Annotated in this window: 17 protein-coding genes; 8 read left to right on the plus strand and 9 right to left on the minus strand. The window is 65.1% G+C overall.

What is annotated here, in order from left to right:
* The first annotated feature begins 4 nt into the window (after window positions 1-4).
* Complete coding sequence (locus ACNPP0_RS12165) at window positions 5-1,030, plus strand: diguanylate cyclase (protein WP_332607806.1); 1,026 nt, start codon at window positions 5-7, stop codon at window positions 1,028-1,030.
* Between the two features lie 6 nt (window positions 1,031-1,036).
* On the opposite strand, the gene ACNPP0_RS12170 is transcribed toward ACNPP0_RS12165, so the two are convergent.
* Window positions 1,037-1,516: an Lrp/AsnC family transcriptional regulator gene (locus ACNPP0_RS12170; protein WP_332607807.1), complete on the minus strand. Its 480-nt coding sequence runs from the start codon at window positions 1,514-1,516 to the stop codon at window positions 1,037-1,039.
* Between the two features lie 179 nt (window positions 1,517-1,695).
* Here ACNPP0_RS12170 and ACNPP0_RS12175 point away from each other — a divergent pair, with 179 nt between their 5' ends.
* Window positions 1,696-2,979, plus strand: a complete 1,284-nt coding sequence (locus ACNPP0_RS12175; protein ID WP_448706022.1) for a cystathionine gamma-synthase family protein — start codon at window positions 1,696-1,698, stop codon at window positions 2,977-2,979.
* A 10-nt stretch (window positions 2,980-2,989) separates the two neighbouring features.
* On the opposite strand, the gene ACNPP0_RS12180 is transcribed toward ACNPP0_RS12175, so the two are convergent.
* A complete protein-coding gene (locus tag ACNPP0_RS12180) occupies window positions 2,990-4,510 on the minus strand; it encodes an MFS transporter (protein ID WP_448706023.1) in 1,521 nt (506 codons plus the stop codon).
* Window positions 4,511-4,651: 141 nt separating this feature from the next.
* Here ACNPP0_RS12180 and ACNPP0_RS12185 point away from each other — a divergent pair, with 141 nt between their 5' ends.
* From ACNPP0_RS12185 to ACNPP0_RS12210, 6 genes are all read left to right on the plus strand, one after another.
* Window positions 4,652-5,518, plus strand: a complete 867-nt coding sequence (locus ACNPP0_RS12185; protein ID WP_448706024.1) for a LysR family transcriptional regulator — start codon at window positions 4,652-4,654, stop codon at window positions 5,516-5,518.
* A gap of 213 nt (window positions 5,519-5,731) precedes the next feature.
* The gene (locus tag ACNPP0_RS12190) at window positions 5,732-6,724 is read left to right on the plus strand and encodes a tripartite tricarboxylate transporter substrate binding protein (RefSeq protein ID WP_448706025.1); all 993 of its coding nucleotides are present in this window, start codon (window positions 5,732-5,734) and stop codon (window positions 6,722-6,724) included.
* Window positions 6,725-6,752: 28 nt separating this feature from the next.
* A complete protein-coding gene (locus tag ACNPP0_RS12195; RefSeq protein ID WP_332607814.1) occupies window positions 6,753-7,466 on the plus strand; it encodes a class II aldolase/adducin family protein in 714 nt (237 codons plus the stop codon).
* Between the two features lie 98 nt (window positions 7,467-7,564).
* Window positions 7,565-8,146, plus strand: coding sequence for a TetR/AcrR family transcriptional regulator (locus tag ACNPP0_RS12200; protein ID WP_319300736.1), 582 nt, complete (start codon window positions 7,565-7,567; stop codon window positions 8,144-8,146).
* A gap of 90 nt (window positions 8,147-8,236) precedes the next feature.
* The gene (locus ACNPP0_RS12205; protein WP_448706026.1) at window positions 8,237-9,340 is read left to right on the plus strand and encodes an alkene reductase; all 1,104 of its coding nucleotides are present in this window, start codon (window positions 8,237-8,239) and stop codon (window positions 9,338-9,340) included.
* Between the two features lie 97 nt (window positions 9,341-9,437).
* Complete coding sequence (locus tag ACNPP0_RS12210) at window positions 9,438-9,824, plus strand: nuclear transport factor 2 family protein (RefSeq protein WP_448706027.1); 387 nt, start codon at window positions 9,438-9,440, stop codon at window positions 9,822-9,824.
* Window positions 9,825-9,881: 57 nt separating this feature from the next.
* Here the strand turns inward: ACNPP0_RS12210 and ACNPP0_RS12215 are convergent, their stop codons facing one another.
* The 7 genes from ACNPP0_RS12215 to ACNPP0_RS12245 form a co-directional block, all read right to left on the minus strand.
* Complete coding sequence (locus ACNPP0_RS12215) at window positions 9,882-10,568, minus strand: GntR family transcriptional regulator (RefSeq protein WP_332607817.1); 687 nt, start codon at window positions 10,566-10,568, stop codon at window positions 9,882-9,884.
* A gap of 192 nt (window positions 10,569-10,760) precedes the next feature.
* Complete coding sequence (locus tag ACNPP0_RS12220) at window positions 10,761-11,747, minus strand: tripartite tricarboxylate transporter substrate binding protein (RefSeq protein ID WP_448706028.1); 987 nt, start codon at window positions 11,745-11,747, stop codon at window positions 10,761-10,763.
* A gap of 89 nt (window positions 11,748-11,836) precedes the next feature.
* Window positions 11,837-13,768: an acyl-CoA synthetase gene (locus ACNPP0_RS12225; protein WP_448706029.1), complete on the minus strand. Its 1,932-nt coding sequence runs from the start codon at window positions 13,766-13,768 to the stop codon at window positions 11,837-11,839.
* Window positions 13,769-13,785: 17 nt separating this feature from the next.
* Entirely contained in the window at window positions 13,786-14,919 is a 1,134-nt protein-coding gene (locus ACNPP0_RS12230) for an acyl-CoA dehydrogenase family protein (protein ID WP_332607820.1), read from the minus strand.
* A gap of 9 nt (window positions 14,920-14,928) precedes the next feature.
* Complete coding sequence (locus tag ACNPP0_RS12235; protein ID WP_448706030.1) at window positions 14,929-16,125, minus strand: acyl-CoA dehydrogenase family protein; 1,197 nt, start codon at window positions 16,123-16,125, stop codon at window positions 14,929-14,931.
* Window positions 16,126-16,143: 18 nt separating this feature from the next.
* On the minus strand, window positions 16,144-17,328 hold the full coding sequence (locus ACNPP0_RS12240; protein ID WP_332607822.1) for an acetyl-CoA C-acyltransferase: 1,185 nt from the start codon (window positions 17,326-17,328) through the stop codon (window positions 16,144-16,146).
* 32 nt (window positions 17,329-17,360) lie between these two features.
* Window positions 17,361-18,863 (minus strand): 3-hydroxyacyl-CoA dehydrogenase (locus tag ACNPP0_RS12245; RefSeq protein ID WP_448706031.1); only part of this gene is annotated, 1,503 nt, incomplete at its 5' end.

Genomic DNA, 18,863 nt, shown 5'->3' on the forward strand with positions numbered 1-18,863 from the left:
TACCATGCACCCACCTTTAGACAACGCAGCCTCGGCCGACTTGAACGCGCACGCGGCCATGGTGCTGCTGGTGGACGATCAGGTGATGGTCGGGGAAGCGATCCGGCGGGCGCTGGCCACCGAGGGAAACATTGATTTCCACTATTGCTCGGACCCCTACAAGGCGCTGACGGTGGCCATCCAGACGCGGCCCACCGTCATCCTGCAAGATCTGGTGCTGCCGGGCGTGGACGGGCTGAGCCTGGTCAAGGAATACCGCAACCATCCGGTGACGCGCGACATTCCCATCATCGTGCTGTCCACCAAGGAAGACCCCGCCATCAAAAGCGCCGCGTTCTCGGCCGGGGCCAACGATTACCTGGTCAAGCTGCCGGACTCTATCGAACTGGTGGCGCGCATTCGCTATCACTCGCGTTCGTACCTGGCGCTGGTGCAGCGCGACGAGGCCTACCAGGCGCTGCGCCAAAGCCAGCAGCAGCTGCTGGAAAGCAATATGGAGTTGCGCCGCCTGACCAATTCCGACGGGCTGACGGGCTTGGGCAACCGCCGGTATTTTGATGAATACCTGAACGCGGAATGGCAGCGCGCGCGACGCGACCAACGCGAGATCAGCATGCTGATGATCGACGTGGATTACTTCAAGGCCTACAACGACACGTACGGCCACATCGCGGGCGACGAGGCACTGAAGCGGGTGGCCAACACCATCTTCGCCAGCTGCGACCGGTCCACCGACCTGGCCGCGCGCTTTGGCGGAGAAGAATTTGCGCTGGTGCTGCCGGGCTCGCCGGCGGGCAGCGCACGGCTGGCGGCCGAGAAGCTGCGGCGCGCGGTCGAGGCCATGCAGATCCCGCAGAAGAACACGGGCTCGGGCCCCTGGCTGACCGTCAGCATCGGCACGGCCACCGCCATTCCGGTGGCGGACCAACCCTGCACCGACCTGATTCAGGTGGCCGATCGCGGCCTGTACCAAGCCAAGCGCGACGGCCGCAACCGCGTCGTTCCCGGGCAGATGCAAGCGTCCGCCTAGGCGCCGCTACAGGTGAAGTTTGGTTGACGACTTCACTTCATGCATCGACAACGTACTTAGCAATTCCTTCACGCCGGGCAGGGTGCGCAGGCGATTGCGCACAAATTCCGAATAGGCGTCGAAGTCCTGCGCCACGATATGCAGCAGGTAGTCGTGCTGCCCCGTGGTGTTGTGGCACGCCAGCACTTCCGGCATGGCGGCCACGGCGGCTTCAAAGGCATGGCACAGCTTCTCGGTATGGTTTTCCAGCGAGATGCTGACGAAGGCCACCACGCCCATGCCCAGCGCCCGGCGATCCAGAATGGCCTGGTAGCCGCGAATGACCCCCGAGGCCTCCAGCCGCTTCAACCGCTTCCAGCAGGGCGAGGCCGATAGCGACACGCGCTCGGCCAGCTCGGCGTTGCTGAGCCGGCCATCTTCTTGAAGGATTTTCATGATTTTCCAATCGATCGCGTCAAGTTGATGTAACAAGGCAGTGTCTTTCATGGATGGGTATGAATGGGAAACAAAGTTTCTCATTATCGTGGTGTGGCGATAGAAATGGAAAGATTGTTGGCGGCGGCCGCGCTCATACTGCAAGACATCCCGAGGCGGCTGGCGCTATCGTCGCAGCATGCGAAACGCGCCTGCCCGGTCGGCTGGAACCCCGAAGAAAGAGGCACACCATGACGTATTCGACGTATCACAAGAAAGATATCTTTGGCCGCCCGCTGCACGCGGAAACGCAGATGATGTCGTACGGCTACGACCCCTTCCTGTCCGAAGGGGCGGTCAAGCCGCCGGTATTCCTGACGTCCACCTTTGCGTTCCGGTCCGCCGAGGACGGCGCTGCGTTTTTCGACCTGGTGTCGGGCCGCAAGCCCCTGCCGCAGGGCGAATCCGCCGGGCTGGTCTACAGCCGCTTCAACCATCCCAACCTGGAAATCGTGGAAGACCGGCTGGCTTTGCTGGACGGTTCCGAGGCGGCGGCCGTGACGGCCAGCGGCATGGCCGCGATCAGCGCCGTGCTGATGGCGTTTCTGCGCCCCGGCGATCAATTGGTGCAATCGCTGCCGCTGTACGGCGGCACCGAAACCTTGATCGCCAAGATCTTTCCGGAGTGGGGAATCGGCTCGCATCCCATCCAGGACGGGTTGTCGCCCAAGCATATGCGCGCCGCGCTTGAGGCGGCCGCGGCCAAGGGCCCGGTGCGCGTCTTCTACGTGGAAACGCCCGCCAACCCCACCAACGCGCTGATCGACTTCGAAGGCATGAAGAACGAGCTGGACGCCTTCGAAACGCGCCACGGTTATCGCCCGGTTTCGGTGTGCGACAACACGCTGCTGGGGCCCATCTTCCAAAAGCCGGCCGAGCATGGCGTGGACCTGTGCGTGTATTCGCTGACCAAATACGTGGGCGGGCACAGCGATCTGGTGGCGGGAGCGGTAACGGGCACCAAGGAGCTGATCAAGAAGGTGCGCGCGATACGCAGCGCGTTCGGTTCGCAACTGGACCCGCATTCGTGCTGGATGATCACGCGGTCCATGGAAACGGTGGTGCTGCGCATGAAGCAGGCCGCGCGCACGGCAACCAAGGTGGCGCAATGGCTGGCCGGCAACCCCTACGAAAAGGTCACGCTTTTTCATCCCGAGATGATTGCGGATCGCACGTATCAAGAGGTCTACAAGCGCCAGTGCACGGGGCCGGGCTCGACGTTTGCGTTCGTGCTGGACGGGGGCCGCGAGCGCGCCTTTCGCTTCATCAACGCGTTGCATCTGTTCAAGTCGGCCGTGAGCCTGGGCGGTACGGAATCGCTGGTGTGCCATCCCGCGTCCACCACCCATTCCGGGGTGCCGGCCGCCGAACGCGAGGCGGCGGGCGTGTCGGAAGGGCTGATCCGGATCTCAATCGGGCTGGAGCACGAAGAAGACCTGATCGCCGACATGGACAACGCGTTTCGTACGCGCTGAACGTTAAGCGCTAAGCCGCCGCCGCCTGCCGCCGCGACCGGTTCAGCAACACGAACGCGGCGGTGGCCACCAGCATGACGGTGGCGGTGGCGATGACAGCGGCGTAGCCGGTGTCGAACGCCGTCCGGGCCAACTCGGTCAGCGTGGCTGCCAGGTCGGTGGGCAGGCCTTCGGCCACGATCAACGCTTCGTCCAGGCTGTCGCGCAGCGCGGGCGCCGCCGCCAACGCGGGCGGCACGTCCAGCGTGTTGGCGTACACGCCGGACAGGATGGACCCCATCAGCGTCACGCCCAACGCACCGCCCAGCTCGTACGACACTTCCTCGATCGAGGCCGCCATGCCGGCGCGTTCCGGCGTGGCGCTTTGCATGATGGAGCTGGACGCCGCCGTCATCGTCGCGCCGATGCCCAGGCCCAGCACGCTAAGGCTGATCATCTGCGGCAGCACGGCGCCGTCATAGCACAGCAGGTAAGCGCCCATGCCCGCCGCTGAAATGACCAGCGACAGGAACATCAATCGCGGTCCGCGCATGTAGGCCAGCAGCCATCCCGCCACGGGGCCGGCCACAAAGGCGGCCAACGGCAGCGGCAGGATGAACAGCGCGGCCTGGATAGGCGACATGCCCAGCACCAGCTGCAAGCGCTGGCTGAACACCAGTTCCAAGCCCAGCAGCGCGGCGCCGGCGAACAGCGCGGCGGCGACGCCCGAGCTGAAGGTGGCGTTGCGGAAGATGGCGAAGTCAATCAGCGGATAAGGCCGGCGGCGCTGGCGGCGCACGAACACCGTCAGCATGGCGACCCCGGCCACGCAGGCCAGGCCCGCATGCAGCCACGACGTGGACGCGCGTCCCAGTTCCTTCAACGCATAGGCGCACAGGATCAAGCCAGCCATGACTTGCAGCGACCCGGTCAGGTCCCACGGCCGCGCGGTGGCGGGGCGGCTGGCCGGAATCAGCCGCCAGGCCAGCGGCAGGGCCAGCAGCACAATCGGCACGTTGATCAGAAACACCGATCCCCACCAGAAATGCTCCAGCAGCACGCCACCCACCACCGGGCCCAGCGCCGCGCCGCCCGAGGCCACCGACGCCCAGATGCCGATGGCCACGGCGCGCTCGCGCTCTTGGGCGAAAGTCAGCCGGATGATGGACAGCGTGGCGGGCATCATCATGGCGGCGCCCACGGCCAGCAGCACGCGGGCGGCGATCAGCGGGGCGGCGGCCGGCGAATACGCCGCCGCCAGCGAGGCCACGCCGAACACACCCAGCCCCATCATGAACAGCCGCTTATGGCCCAGCCGGTCGCCCAGCGTGCCCATGCCCAGCAGCAGGCCCGACACCACCAGGCCATACACGTTCACGATCCACAATTTTTCGGACGCGGTGACGCCCAGCTCGTGCGTCAGCCGGGGCAGGGCGGTGTACAGCACCGTCATGTCCACCACGATCAACAACAAGGCGATGGACACAATGCCCAGCACCAGCCAACGGCGCGGATCGGCCGTGGCGACAGCGTTCGAATGAGTCCGCTGCATAGTTCTACTCCTTTGAATCCACGCTGGGATTGTTGCGCCACAAAGGCGGCTTTCCAGCGCAAGGCGGGCATTATCTATCTGTTTATTTGCCGAAAAAAGTTTGATTCCATCTATAAAATAGATGAATTAAGGAGGCGCCTCATGCAATGGACCCTGGACCAACTTCGGCATTTCGTCGCGGCGGCGGACGCCGGCTCTTTCTCGGCGGCGGCGCGCGGGCTGGGGCGGGCACAGTCCGCCATCAGCACATCGGTGGGCCTGCTGGAGGCCGACCTGGGCGTGGAATTGTTCGACCGCTCGCGCCGCAACGCGACGCTGACACCCGCCGGCGAAGTCATGCTGCAAGAAGCGCGCGAACTGCTGCGCCAGGCAAGCGGGCTGGACCAGCGGGCCTTGTCATTTGCCGCCGGGCAGGACGCGCGCCTGTCGATCGCCTTGGATGAAGCGCTGCCGTATCAGGTGCTGGGCGCGCTGGTGGTCGAAGTGGCGGACCGTTTTCCCGCCCTGGAATTGACGCAGCTGAACGGCACCGCCACCGAGGTGGCCGACTACGTGCAGCAAGGCCGCGCCAGCATCGCGTTCCACTTTGATCGGGGCGACCCGGGCAGCGCGTTCGCGCACCGCTACCTGGGCAATGTGGCGCAGGCGGTGTTCGTGGCGTCGGGGCATCCGCTGACCCAACTGGCCGAAGTCACGCGCAACGATCTGGCGCGCTATCGGCAGCTGGTGATGCAGATGGAAGGCGTGGAAGAGGTGCTGCTGAGCCCCACGGTGTGGCGCACGGACAGCTTCTACAGCATCGCCGGCATGGTGGCGGACGAGCTGGGCTGGGCGATCCTGCCGCTGAACATCGCGGAATACGAGAGCTTTCGCCGCACGCTGGCCCGGGTGCCGTGCGCGGGCTTGTCATTGCCGATGCTGTCGGTGCGCGCGCCGTGGCTCCAAGGGGCGACGCTAAGCGCGACCGAGGTTTGGTTGCAGGAACGGATGGGGCAATTGTTGGAGTGATGCGAGCCCGGGGGATCCGCGCCCACGGCGTGGCCTTTGAACATAAACCCGCGCGCATATGGCTATATGGCGACCGGGAGTTCGGTTCGATGGTGGTCGAAGCGAGCTCAAGCCATACAAAAAATGGCATGGCTAATAAGATAATTTCATTGGAAACGCCATGCCCGGCTGCCGACAATAGCGGCACATAAAAACTCATAACGGAGACAAAACGTGCGACATCCAACGCTCGTCAGGCGCTTGTGCGCGCTCAGTTCTTGTTTTTTGATGCTAGGTTTTGCGACGGCCAGGGCGGATGACTCCTATCCCAACCGGCCGATCACGGTAGTGGTGCCATTCGCGGCGGGCGGAGGTGCCGATGTCGTGGCGCGGTTAATCGCCGCCAAGCTGCCAGCCCATCTGGGAGGGCAGACGGTGATCGTGGACAACAAGCCGGGCGCATCGGGCAACATCGGTGCCAACCAGGTCGCGCGAGGCACGCCCGACGGCTATACCTTCTTGCTGACGAACAGCACGCTTACCATCAACGCGGCCCTGACGATGCGCGGCACGCCGGATGTAAAAAGGAACCTTGCACCGATTTCCTTGCTGGTTTCGGCACCGGTCGCCTTGGGCGTGAACCCGGCAATCGCCGCGAACAACGTACCGGAACTGGTTAGTTATATCCGGCAGAACAGTACCAAGCTGAGCTACTCGTCATGTGGCAACGGCACGCCTCAGCATTTCGCTGGAGAGTCGTTCAAACGGATGGCGCAGCTGGATTTGGTGCACGTACCCTACAAGGGTTGCGCCCCGGCGATCAACGATGGCCTGGGCAACCAGGTGCCTATCCTGATGAGCACCATCCCGAATCTGGCGCCGCACGCCCAAGCGGGCAAGTTAAGGCTGATCGCCGTGGCCTCTAAAAACCGGGCCTCGTTCCTTCCTGACGTGCCCGCCATCGCCGAGTCCGCGCCTTTCGGCGACCTGGACATCTCCGTGTGGTTCGGCTTGTTCGCCCCCCAGGGTCTGCCTGCGGCCGTGAAGGAAAAATTCCAGAATGCCGTCGTCGCCACCATGGCAGATCCGGCGGTGCGCAAGGAGTTCCACGAGCGCTACTACGAAACCTCGGAAACGGGGGGCGCGGCCATGGCGCGGCAGCTGGACTCGGATATCGAACTGTATGGAGCCGTGGCAAGGAAGGCCAACATTTCGCTCGACCAATAGTCGGATCCCGGCAATCAAAGGAGCCCTTATGAACGACAAATCGCCCATCAATGCCCTCATCGAAGACTTGGTCGTAGCCAACCGCATCCTGGCCCGTTTCGGCGTTCTGGATGGGTTCGGACATGTCAGCGTGCGTCATCCCGACAACCCGGGACATTTCCTGTTGTCGCGCTCGCTTGCTCCCGAATTGGTGACGGCCGACGACATCATGGAGTTCAACGAGGACTCCGAGCCCGTTGGCGCTGACACGCGCAAGCCATACTTGGAACGGTATATACACGGCGAAATCTATCGCGCGCGGCCCGACGTGCAGGCGGTGGTGCACAGCCATTCCCCCTCAGTCATTCCCTTTGCGGGTTCCAACGTGCGGTTGCGGCCGATTTACCATATGGCCGGTTTTCTGGGCGCAGGCGCGCCGGTCTTTGACATCCGCTGTTGCTTCGGCGATACCGACATGCTGGTACGCAATCGCGACCACGGTCGAGAGCTCGCCAGTTCGCTGAAACAAAGCCACGTAGCGCTGATGCGAGGGCACGGCTTTGTCACCGTGGGCAACGGCCTGCCAGTGGCCGTCTATCGCGCCGTCTATACCGAAATGAACGCTTCGCTTCAGCAGAAGGCTATCGGGCTGAACGGTGAAATCACCTTTTTGTCGGACGCCGAAGCCTCAATGGCCGACGAGATGATGGCCGGCGTGATGGGCCGGCCATGGGAGCTGTGGAAGAAAAAGGCGTTCGAATGACGGTGCCGCTTCGCGCTAACTGACCTGACGACCCCGTACGCCGCGCGGTCGTTACACCAACCTAGACGACTGGTCGGTTTTTTCTGTACACTCGCAACATGAAAAAACCAGCAGCAGAGACGCGCCAGCACATTCTTGATGTGACCCGAGCCCTGATGACCCAAAAGGGCTACACCGCCGTCGGCCTGGCCGAGGTAGTGGCGGCGGCGGGGGTGCCAAAAGGTTCGTTCTACTACTACTTCAAGTCGAAGGGGGAATTCGGCCAGGCGTTGTTGGACGAGTACTTTGCCGACTATCTGCGGACGGTGGACCGCCTGCTGGCAGCGGATGGCTCCGGCGCGGAGCGATTGCTGGGCTACTTCAAATACTGGGCTGACACGCAAGGCACGGACCTGCCGGACGATAAATGCCTGGTGGTCAAGTTAGGCCCCGAGATGTGCGACCTTTCCGAGGACATGCGCATCGTCCTTCAACGCGGGACAGACGCGATCATTGAACGGATCTCACGCTGTGTGCGGCTAGGGCAGGACGATGGCTCGATCACGTCAGCCGTGCCGGCCGAGGCTCTGGCCCAGTCCCTTTACGAGCTTTGGCTTGGCGCGTCGCTTCTTGCCAAGCTGAACAAAGCCACCACGCCTTTCGATACCGCTTTCGCCACTACCCAACGTCTGGTCGGGTAGTTTTTTTTGGCTGCCTTGTAGACGACTGGTCAACTATTTTCCCCACCCACATCCGACGACTTATGACTGATGACTGATGACCTATGCCCCATGACTGATAACAGCACGCGCACCGATTTGTTTTCCCCCGCACGCTTTGGGGCGATTGAACTGAGCAACCGGATCGTTATGGCGCCTGTCACCCGCAGCCGCTACGGCGAGGACGGCGTCCCGAACGAATTGCACGCCACCTACTACGCGCAACGCGCAGGAGCCGGACTGATCATTGGCGAGGCGACGAATATTTCAGCCCAAGGCCGCGGCTATGCCGCGACGCCCGGCATATGGAGCGACGAACAGGTAGCGGGCTGGAAGAAAGTCACCGATGCGGTGCACGCCGCTGGCGGCACGATCGTCAGCCAGCTTTGGCATGTGGGTCGCTTTTCCAGTGCGCAGTTGCAACCCGATGGCCAAGCCCCTGTCGCGCCCTCGGCCATTGCGGCGGAAGGCAACACGTATACGGTCGACGGCTTTGTACCGGTTTCCATGCCCCGCGCACTGGAAACCGAGGAAATCGCCGGGATCATCCAGCAATACAAGATCGCGGCGATGAATGCTCTACGTGCCGGTTTCGACGGGGTGGAAGTCCACGCCGCCAATAGCTATCTGCTGGATCAGTTCCTGCGCGACTCCACAAACCATCGCACCGATCGTTACGGCGGCTCGATCGAAAACCGAGCGCGCCTGACGCTGGAAGTCACCGAGGCCGTCGTCGACATCTGGGGTAGCGACAAGGTCGGCATCCGGCTATCGCCAGTGACGCCGGATGCGGGCAACACGCCGCCCGACAGCAACGTGATGGCGATGTACGGGTATTTGATCAAGCAACTGAACCGATTTGGCCTGGCCTATCTGCATGTTGTCGAAGGCGCGACCGCCACGTCGCGGGAGGTGCCCGCCGGTGTGGATCTGGACGCGCTGAGCGGACTCTTTGACGGACCTTTCATCGGCAATAACAACTATGACCTGGAAATGGCCATCAAGCGGCGCGCACAGGGAAAGATCGGTGCCGTGGCTTTCGGTCGGCTGTTTATCGGCAATCCGGACCTGGTCGAGCGCCTGCGTCGTGGCGCGGCGCTGACGGTCGCGCCGCGCGAATCGTATTACGGCGGCGGCGCGAAGGGCTACATCGATTGGCCCAACGGTTCGTATTGAGCCGACCGTCGTTCCTTCCCTTCCGTCGTTCCTTCCCTTCCGTCGTTCCTTCCCTTCCTTTACCTGCTTTCCGCACCCCGACTCCAAGGACAACATCATGAGCAAGAACCTCAAACCCGTCGCGACCCAAGACTACGATGCCGTTATCGCAGTCGCGCAGAAATACGTCGATGGCCTGCGTCTTGGCAGCGCCGAAGGCGTTGCTCAAGCCTTTCATCCCGACGCCGTGATGTACGGATTCACCAACGGTGCGCTGCTGGGTGGCCCCATCGGCAACCTGTTCGATTTTGTGAAGAGGAATGGTCGGGCGCCTGACATCGCCACGCGCCTGGACGTGCTGGCAATCACGCCGACCACGGCCGTGGTGCGTGTTGATATGGAGAAGGACGCGATCGGCGCGGATTACAACGACTTTCTGACGTTGATCAAGATCGATGGCGGCTGGAAGGTCATCGCCAAGGTCTACCACCAGTTCGAAGGCTGAACCGCCGTGCCGAACTAAGCGGGCGGCGTAGCTCGGAGACGGCCTTGGAAACAGGCTTTAGCTAAGCAACGCCGTCACCAGATCGCTGCCGCCCTGGCTGTCGTCGGTGAAGTTCAGCGCCGTCTGCACGTGTTCCAGATGCTCGTCCATCAGCGCGCAGGCGCGTTCGGTATTGCCCGCGCGCGCCGCCTCGATAAAGGCGTGGTGCTCTTGCGACGAGCAACTGGCGTCGTGCGAACTTTGGTACAGCACGGTAATCACGGCACTGCGCGCCGACAGTTCGCGCAGCATGCCGGTCAGCACCGAGTTGCCCACGGCTTCGGCCAGCAGAATGTGGAAATGGCCCAGCAAATGGTTGCGCTTTTGCACGTCGCCGGCTTCAAGCGCCGCGCGTTCTTCGGCTAGGTGGGCGTCTATGCGGCGGTAGTCGGCGGCCGTGGCGCGCGCCACGAATTCCTTGGCCAGCGCGGCTTCCAGGATGCGGCGCACGGCGTAGACCTCGCGCGCTTCGTTGGCGTCGGGCTTGCTGACGAACGCGCCTTTGTCGGGAACGATGTTGATCAGCTTGTCCTTGGACAGCATCAGCAGGGCCGCGCGAATTTTGGTGCGACTGACCTTGTAGACCCGCGCCAGCGCCTCTTCGCGCAGCCGGGTGCCGGGCGGAAGCTTGTGCGCCACGATGGCGGCGGAAACTTCGCGGGCGATATCGTCGGCGCTGGGATCTGTGGAAACTTCCTGGGTCATGGGGCGCGGCTGCGGCGGCCGCAGGGGCAAAATCATCGGGCAGCCAGTCTATCAAAAAGCCGGACAGGAAAGACAAACATTTTTTGCATACAAATTGCGGATACAAGGTGGTTTATCCGCCAATCTGCCTGCCTGTCCTGCCTGTCCGCTATGCTCGCGCCGCGTCCATGCCCGCGCGCGCAGCTCCCGGCATCAATCCTTGGCCATCAGCCCCAGGTACTCGATCAACCCCTTTTCCTTCACATACGTCGCCTGCGCCCAGGCCTTGTAGTCTTCGCTGTTGCGGTAGGCGGGTTGCTGGTTCAGTTGCTTCATCACTTCCATGCTGGCCTGGTCGAACAGCGCTTTCTTGAAGGCGTCATGCAGCGTCTTGACCACGGCCGCGTCCATGCCCTTGGGGCCGGCCAAACCATACGGCGACGTGGACACGACCTTGTAGCCCAGCTCTTGCGCCGTGGGCACGTCGGGCCAGCGCGTGGTGCGCTTTTCGCCAAAGGTCACCAGCAGCCGCATCTTGCCCGAGTCCACAAACTGGTCCCAGCCCGTGGCGTCGCTTTGCGCCATGACGTGGCCGCCCAGCAGCGCTTGCTGCATGTCGGCGTTGCCCTTGAACGGCACGTGGTTCAGCTTCACCTTGGCGTTGATGGCGATTTCTTCAATCAGCAGATGCGGCGACGAGCCAATGCCCGTGGAGCCGTAGTCGATGGTGCCGGGCGCCTTGCGGGCGGCCTCGATGTACTCGTTGAACGTCTTGTACGGCGAATCCGAGCGCACCGTGAAGCCGAACGTGTAGCCCGACAAGCCGATGATGAAGCTGAAATCGTTGATCGGGTCCCAGCTGCTTTTCTGCATGTAGGGCATGCGCAGCATTGCCAGCGTGTACAGCGCGATCGTGTAGCCGTCGGGCTTGGCGGTGCGCGCCATGGTGGCCGTGCCCAGCGTGCCGCCCGCGCCGGGGCGGTTTTCCACGATGACGGGTTGCCCCAGGTATTTCGAGGCGTCCTGCGCCACGATGCGCAGGTGCCGGTCGGTGGAGCCGCCCGCGGGGAACGGCACGATCAGGGTGATGGGCTTGGTGGGAAAAGCGGCTTGCGCGCTGGCGGCCAGCGGCACGGCGGCGCCAACGGCGGCAAGCAGCAATGCGCCCAGGCAGGCGCGGCGCAAAGGCATCTTCGGCATGGGGTTGTCTCCTGTGGTGTTGTTGTGATGTGTGGTCGTGTTGTGGTCGGTCGTCGGCTGTCGCTGAAAGGGCGGGGGGCGGCGTCGGTTCAGTCGCGCAAGGCCACCTTCACCGGCAATCGCGCCAACGCCTCGCGCAGCTGCTCCTTCAGCGGCGCGGGCGCGTCGGCGTCCGCCTGGACGGCGACGTCCGGTTGTGCATCGGCCAGCACGCGGAAGATCTTGCTGTCTTCCGTCAGGCCGGCCGCTTGCAGGGTGCGCGCCACCACGGCCTCTACCGAAACGGCAGTGGCCAGGCGGCGCAAATCGGGTTTGTAGATCTTTCCCACATTGGTCATGGGCATGGCGTCCAGCACGATCACGCGCTTGGGCCGCGCCGGGCCTTCATCCACATGGGCGGCGGCGTAGGCGACCAGTTCGGCCTCTGTGACCTGCGCGCCCTCCATCAGCGTGACGAAGGCCACGGGCAGCTCGCCGGCGTAAGCGTCCGGCGCGCCCACCGCCGCGCACAGGTGCACGCCGGGGTGCGTGGCCAGGGCGTCCTCGATGGTTTTTGGATCGATGTTGTGGCCGCCCCGGATGATCAGGTCCTTGGCGCGGCCTTGCAGGTGCAGCCGGCCTTCGTCGTCCATGAAGCCGACGTCGCCGCTGATCAGCCAGCCGTCTTCCGTGAAGGCGCGGGCGGTGTCTTCCGGGTCCAGAAAGCCGGGGATCACGTTGGGCGCCTTGAACAGCACCATGCCGGGCGTGCCGGGCGGCAGGTCGCGCGCGGCCTGGCCCGAGGGCACGTCCAGCCCCACGATGCGCACCTGCACGTAAGGCAGCGGGTAACCCACGCAATTGACCGGAAACACCGACCCGGGCGGGGTGATGGACGATATGCCGGCCATCTCCGTCATGCCCAGGCTTTCGTTCACTTGCAAGCCGAACAGCCGCTTGAAGCGCGCGGCCAGTTCGGCCGGCAAGGGGGCGGCGCCCGTGCGGCAATAGCGCAGCGATGAAATATCGGCGCCCGCCAGCGGCACGTCGGCCAAGGCCGCCAGTATCGTCGGCACGCCTTGCAACGAGGTCGCGCGGTGCTTTTCCACCAGCCGCCAGTAGTTGCGCAGCACCTCGCGGTTGCGCAGCAGCATGGGCGTGGGGATGACGGTTTCCACGCCCGCGGACAAGGCCGCCAGCGACGCCGGCAACACGCCCGCTACGTGAAACAGCGGATAGCCGTTGATGACCACGTCCGTCGGCCCGGCGTTCTGCAACTGCACGGCCGCCCAGGCGGTAAAGACCTGGTTGGCGTGGGTGTGGATGGCCAGCTTGGGCGCGCCGGTGGTGCCACCCGTGTGGAAATAGGCCGCCACGTCGCTGGCGCGAATCACGCGTTCGCTAAGCAGGCGGCTGGCGGGTTGCGCGGACCGGTTGGCGTTGAAGTCCAGCGCGTAATCGGGCAAGGCGGGCCGGTCGGACAGCGCTTCGGTGTGGGGCGCCACGCGCAGGATCGTCTGCAAGGTCGGTACGCGGTCGCGCAGGCGCAGGGCCTTGGTCCACATCTGGCATTCGGCCTCGGCGCCATAGGCGATCAGCACCTTGGCGCGCGCCGTCGTCATCAGGGACGCCAGCTTGTCTTCGGTCAGCATCGGGTTCAGCGGCTGGACGATGCCGGCCGCTTCGCCGCCCCACAGCGCCAGATGGTATTCCAGGCAGCCGGGCAGCATGACCGCCACGGCGTCATCCGCGCGCACGCCCAGGTCGTGCAGCAGGTTGGCCGTCTGGTGGATGCCGGCCAACAACTCGCGGTAGCTCCAGCGGATGGCCTCGTCGTCCGGGTCGGCGGACCGCAGGAAGGTCAGCGCGGTCTTGTCGCCGAAGGCCGCGGCCGAGTTGCGGAAGATCTCGTAGGTGCTCTGCACCGTCAGCGTTTCGGCCAGCGGCCGCGCTTGCAGGCGCTGTACGTCGGCGGCGCTGCGCACGGGGAACGGCGCCGAGAATGGTGGCGACAAGGGCGGGGCGGCGTGGGCCTGCGTCATGGTGTGCCGACCTCCGTTCACGCCTGCGCCAGCGCGATGTAGCGGCGCAGGTGGTGGTCTTCGTCACCCAGTTGGTGGTCGATCATGACCAGGCGCTTGGCGTAGTGGGCCAGCGGCAATTCCCAGGTCATGCCGATGCCGCCATGCAGCTGGATGCTTTCTTCGGCCACCAGCGTGCCGATGCGGCCGATGGTGAACTTGGCGGCGGACAGCGCGCGTTCACGCGTGGCCCGGTCCGGGTGGTCCAGCGCGGCGGCGGCGTTGATGACGGCCGAGCGCGCCTGTTCAATCTCCAGCAAGACATCCGCCATGCGGTGCTGCAAGGCCTGGAAGCTGCCGATGGGTGTGCCGAACTGGCGGCGCGTGCGCAAGTATTCCAAGGTGGCGTCGCGGGCGCAGTCCATCGCGCCCACGGCTTCGGCGCACAGCGCCAGGATGCCGCGCCCCACGGCGCGTTCCAGCAGCGCATGGCCCGCATCCACGTCGCCCAGCAGCGCATCGGGGCCCAGCTTGACGTTGTCCAGCGTGACTTCGGCCGCGCGTCCGCCGTCGATCAAGCCATAGCCGCGCACGCCCACGCCGGGCGTGCCCGCGCTGACCAGGAACAGGCTGATGCCCGCTTCGTCGTCGTCCGCGCCCGACGTGCGCGCCGACACCAGGAACAGGTCGGCATGTTCGCCCGCCGTGACGACGGCCTTGGCGCCGTTCAGCACCCAGCCGTCACCCAAGCGTTCGGCGCGCGTGCTGACGCGCGACAGTTCGTAGCCGGAGTCCGGTTCGGCCTGCGCCAGCGCCGCCGTGATGCCGCCCGCGATCAGGCCGTCCAGGGCTTCGCGCTGGGCGGGCGTGCCGGCGGCGGCAATGGCGCTGCCCACCATCAAGGCGTCCAGAAAGGGCTCGACCACCAGTCCGCGCCCCAGCGCCTCGAAGACGACGGAGATATCGAACCCCGCGCCGCCCAGCCCGCCATCGGCTTCGGTGAACAACGCGCCGATCGCGCCCAGCTCGGCGTAGCGGCGCCAGAATTGTTCGCTATACCCCTGGGGCGATTGGGCGTTGCGTTCGCGGGTCGCAAAGTCGTACTGCTCGGTGACAAAGCGGCGCAGCATGTCGGAAAGCATGCGCCGGTCTTCGGTGTGTTCAAAGTTCATGGCCGGCCCTTACAGTCCCAGGATCATCTTTGAAATGATGTTCTTTTGAATTTCATTGGAGCCGCCGAAGATCGACAGCTTGCGGTTGTTGAAGTACTGCGCGGCGGCGCTGTCGGCGCCCTCGGGGCCGATGGGTTCGGCGTCATAGCCGTCGTGCAGCGCTTCGGGCACGAAGGGGCGCGCGTACGGGCCCATCGCGCGGCGGTTCAACGCCGTGATTTCCTGGCGGATCTGCGTGCCGCGTATCTTCAGCATGGAGCTTTCAGCACCCGGCGCGCCGCCGCCCGCCACCGCCGCCACCACGCGCAGGTTGGTGGTGCGCATGTTGGCCAATTCAATTTCCACGCGCGCCAGCCGCGCGGCAAAGTCGGGGTCTTCGGCCAAGGGGCGGCCGTTCTTTTTCTGCTTGGCGGCCACCGCCTTCAAGCGTTCCAGCGCGGCGGTGGACTGGCCCACGCCGGCGATGTTGGTGCGTTCGTAAGTCAGCAGGTACTTGGCGCAGGTCCAGCCACGGTTCTCTTCGCCCACCAGGTTTGCCACCGGCACGCGCACGTCCGAGAAGAACACCTCGTTGACTTCGTGTTCGCCGTCCAGCGTGATGATGGGGCGCACTTCAATGCCGGGGCTGTTCATGTCGATCAGCAAAAAGCTGATGCCTTCCTGGCGCCGGCCTTCCTGCGATGTGCGCACCAGGCAGAAGATCATGTTGGCGTACTGGCCCAGTGTGGTCCACGTCTTTTGCCCGTTGACGATGTAGTGGTCGCCGTCGCGCACCGCCGTGGTCTTGACCGAGGCCAGGTCGGAGCCCGCGCCGGGTTCCGAATAGCCCTGGCACCACCAGTCGCTGCCGTCCAGGATGCGGGGCAGCCAGTACTGGCGCTGCGCGTCGTTGCCGTACTTGATCAGCACGGGCCCCAGCATGCTCAGGCCGAAGGGCACGATGCGCGGCGCGGCGGCCAGCGCGCATTCGTTGTCAAAGATGTACTTATGCGTGGCGCTCCAGCCGGTGCCGCCGTATTCCACGGGCCAGTGCGTGGCAAGCCAGCCTTGTTCGTTCAGGATGGCGTGCCACTGGACCATGTCGTCCTTGGTCAGCAGCTTGCCCAGGTTGACCTTGTCGGACAGGCGGCGCGGCAGCTTGGCCGCCAGGAACGCGCGCACCTCATCGCGAAAGGCGTTTTCTTCGGGGGTGAATTCCAAGTCCATGACGGTCCTCAGGCTAAATCAAGCATAGATTTCAAACAGGCCGGCCGCGCCCATGCCGCCGCCGATGCACATGGTGACCACGGCGTAGCGGGCGCCACGGCGGCGACCTTCGATCAGTACATGGCCGGCCAGGCGCGCACCGGTGACGCCAAACGGGTGGCCCAGCGCGATGGAGCCGCCGTCCACGTTCAGGCGGTCCATGGGGATACCCAGCTTTTCCTGGCAATACAGCGCTTGCGACGCAAACGCCTCGTTCAGTTCCCACAGGTCGATGTCGTCGACCTTCAAGCCGTGGCGCGCCAGCAGCTTGGGCACGGCGTAGACCGGGCCGATGCCCATTTCGTCCGGCTCGCAGCCGGCAATGGCCAGGCCCCGGAACGCGCCCAGCGGGCGGATGCCGGCGCGCTGCGCCTCGGCCGCTTCCATCAGCACGCAGGCGGCGGCGCCGTCGGACAGCTGCGACGCGTTGCCGGCCGTAACGAACTGGCCTTCGCCGCGCACGGGCGCAAGGCCTGCCAGCGCTTCGTAGGTGGTGCCGGGGCGGTTGCAGGTGTCCTTATCCACCGTGACTTCGCGTTCGCTCACCACGCCGGTGGCGCGGTCGGTGACGGACATGGTGGTGGTGACGGCGATGATTTCTTCGCGATAGCGGCCGGCGGCCTGCGCGGCTTCGGTGCGCGCCTGGCTTTGCGCGGCAAAGCGGTCCTGCGCTTCGCGGCTGATGCCGTAGCGCGCGGCCACGATGTCGGCCGTTTCGATCATGGGCAGGTAAAGCTCGGGCTTGTTGGCCAGGATCCACGGGTCCATGCCGCTGACGCCGTCATCGCGCGTGCGAATCTGGGACACCAGTTCCACGCCGCCCGCGATCACGGCCGGCGCGCCGTCCATCACGATGCGGCCGGCGGCCGACGCAATGGCTTGCAGGCCCGACGCGCAATAGCGGTTGATGGTGGCGCCGCCCACGCTGACCGGCAGGCCGGCGCGGATGACGGCTTGGCGGCCGATGTTGCGGCCGGTGGTGCCTTCCGGATAGCCGCAGCCGATGAAGGCGTCTTCGATCAGCGCGGGGTCGATGCCCGCGCGATCAACGGCGGCTCGCACCGCGTGCGCGGCCAGCGTGGGCCCGGCAATCTGGTTGAATTCGCCGCGCCCCGCCTTGGTAATGGGGGTGCGGGCGGTGGAGACGATGACGGCTTCGCGCATAAGGATTCCAAAGAAAAGTGGGGGGCGCGCGTTCAAGCGCCTTGGTTCAAGCTGGCGAAGGTGCCGCCGGATTCGGCCAGGCGCACCAGCAACGGCGACGGTTTCCAGAAGGCCGGGTCTTCCTTGGCAAAGGCGCGGATGTCGGCCAGCACCTGCGCCGCGCCCACGCTGTCGGCGTAGTGCATCGGGCCGCCGCGATGGCGCGGAAAGCCGTAGCCGGACAGGAACACCACGTCCACATCCGAGGGGCGCAGCGCGATGCCTTCGTGCAGCACGTTGGCCGCCTCGTTGACCATGGCCGCCAGATACCGGCGCAGAATGTCCTCGTGGGTAAAGGCGCGTGGCGTAACGCCGGCGCGGCGGCGTTCTTCATCGATGATGGCCAGCACCTCGGGGTCGGGCGTGCCCACGCGCGCGCCGTCGGGATATTGGTAAAAGCCCCGGCCCGTCTTCTGGCCGAACCAGCCGCGCTCGCACAGGCGGTCGGGAATGCGCACATAGCGCAGCGCCGGGTCTCGGGTGGCGGCGCGGCGCTTGCGCGTGGCCCAGCCGATGTCGCCGCCCGCCAGGTCCGCCATTTGATACGGGCCCATCGGGTAGCCGAATTCACGCGCGGCGGCGTCGATGTCATACGGCGATGCGCCGTCTTCCATCATCATGTCGGCAGCCTGGCGGTACACGGCCAGGATGCGGTTGCCGATGAAGCCGTCGCACACGCCCGCGCGCACGGGCGTCTTACGCAGGCGGCGCGCCAGTTCAAAGCCGGTGGCCACCGTGTCGGGCGCGGTTTGTTCGCCCACCACGATTTCCAGCAGCTTCATGATGTTGGCCGGCGAAAAGAAGTGCAGGCCCAGCACGTTGGCGGGGCCGCGCGTGGTCGCGGCGATGCGGTTGATATCCAGGTAAGACGTGTTTGTGGCCAGCACCGCGCCGGTTTTGGCCACGCGGTCCAGCTGCGCGAACACGGCCAGCTTGACGTCCATGTCCTCGAACACGGCCTCGATGATCAGGTCGGCGTCGCCCAGCGCATCGTAGGTGGTGGCGCCGGTCAGCCGCGCCAGCCGCGCTTCGCGTTCCTGCGCGCTGATGCGGCCATTTTTCAGCAGCCGGTCGTAGACCTGCGCCACGCGGGCGCGGCCACGTTCCAGCGCGGCTTCGTCCTGCTCGACCATGACCACGGGCAGCCCCGCGTCCAGCACCGACACGGCAATGCCTGCGCCCATCGTGCCACCGCCCACCACGCCGATCTTGTCCAGGCGGCGCGGCCTGGCATCCTTCAGCTCGGGGATTTTGGTGGTTTCGCGTTCGGCAAAAAAGGCGTGCACCAGGCCGGCGCGTTGCGGGCTGTCCAGGCATTGCAGGAACAAGGCGCGTTCGGTGCGCAGGCCCTCGTCAAACGGTTGTTCGATGGCGGCGCGCACGGCTTCGACGATCTTGGCGGGGGAATACAAGCCGCGCAGGGTCTGGGCGACGCGTTCGCCGGCGGCGGCGGCTTCGGCCAGGGCGGCGGCCTTGTCGGCCAGTGCGGCGGTGGC

The organism is Achromobacter semiaridum (assembly GCF_053543755.1).